General features: G+C 51.6%; 9 tRNA genes. All 9 read left to right on the top strand.

From position 1 onward, the window contains the following. Nucleotide 1 precedes the first annotated feature (1 nt). The 9 genes from GC101_RS00190 to GC101_RS00150 all read left to right on the top strand — a co-directional run bounded on the left by GC101_RS00190 (nucleotide 2) and on the right by GC101_RS00150 (nucleotide 846). Nucleotides 2-77 (top strand) — tRNA-Asn (locus GC101_RS00190). Nucleotide 78: 1 nt separating this feature from the next. Then, nucleotides 79-154 (top strand) — tRNA-Thr (locus tag GC101_RS00185). A 12-nt stretch (nucleotides 155-166) separates the two neighbouring features. Next, a tRNA-Glu gene (locus tag GC101_RS00180) sits at nucleotides 167-241 on the top strand. 57 nt (nucleotides 242-298) lie between these two features. Next, nucleotides 299-374 (top strand) — tRNA-Val (locus tag GC101_RS00175). Nucleotides 375-427: 53 nt separating this feature from the next. Next, a tRNA-Gln gene (locus GC101_RS00170) sits at nucleotides 428-501 on the top strand. A 5-nt stretch (nucleotides 502-506) separates the two neighbouring features. Further along, nucleotides 507-579 (top strand) — tRNA-Lys (locus tag GC101_RS00165). Between the two features lie 16 nt (nucleotides 580-595). Then, nucleotides 596-679 (top strand) — tRNA-Leu (locus GC101_RS00160). A gap of 7 nt (nucleotides 680-686) precedes the next feature. Next, a tRNA-Gly gene (locus GC101_RS00155) sits at nucleotides 687-761 on the top strand. Nucleotides 762-769: 8 nt separating this feature from the next. Next, nucleotides 770-846 (top strand) — tRNA-Arg (locus GC101_RS00150). Nucleotides 847-856: the final 10 nt, after the last annotated feature.

Here is an 856-nt window from a genome sequence, read left to right as displayed (position 1 = left end):
TTCCCTGATAGCTCAGTTGGTAGAGCACTCGACTGTTAATCGAGTTGTCACAGGTTCGAGTCCTGTTCGGGGAGCCATGCTCTCATAGCTCAGCAGGTAGAGTGCTTCCATGGTAAGGAAGAGGTCACCGGTTCGAATCCGGTTGAGAGCTCCACAGATTTACTGAGGCCCGTTGGTCAAGGGGTTAAGACACCTCCCTTTCACGGAGGTAACATGGGTTCGAATCCCATACGGGTCACCAATTTTTGATGGGATGAGAATTCCCTGAGTTTCACCCCTTTTGGGTCACCATACATATGGAGGCTTAGCTCAGCTGGGAGAGCATCTGCCTTACAAGCAGAGGGTCGGGGGTTCGAACCCCTCAGCCTCCACCATAATTTTCTTGATATTTGTGGGAGATTGTGGGCATTATATAGGTATCTATTGTAGGGGATTCGCCAAGCGGTAAGGCAACGGACTCTGACTCCGTCATCATAGGTTCGAATCCTATATCCCCTGCCAATTGCGAGCCATTAGCTCAGTTGGTAGAGCACCTGACTTTTAATCAGGGTGTCGAAGGTTCGAGTCCTTCATGGCTCACTTTTATTAGTTTTATGCGCGTGTGGCGGAATGGCAGACGCACCAGACTTAGGATCTGGCGTCGTAAGACGTGGGGGTTCAAGTCCCTTCACGCGCACCACTTGTTTGCGGACGTGGCTCAGCGGTAGAGCATCGCCTTGCCAAGGCGAGGGTCGCGGGTTCGATTCCCGTCGTCCGCTCCAAAATTTTTGCGCCCTTAGCTCAGCTGGATAGAGCGTTTGACTACGAATCAAAAGGTCGGGAGTTCGAATCTCTCAGGGCGCGCCATATTTACTTT

This window comes from Paenibacillus phytohabitans (genome assembly GCF_013141775.1).
Classification (GTDB): domain Bacteria; phylum Bacillota; class Bacilli; order Paenibacillales; family Paenibacillaceae; genus Paenibacillus_AQ; species Paenibacillus_AQ phytohabitans.
This window is presented reverse-complemented; position numbering and strand designations above follow the sequence as displayed.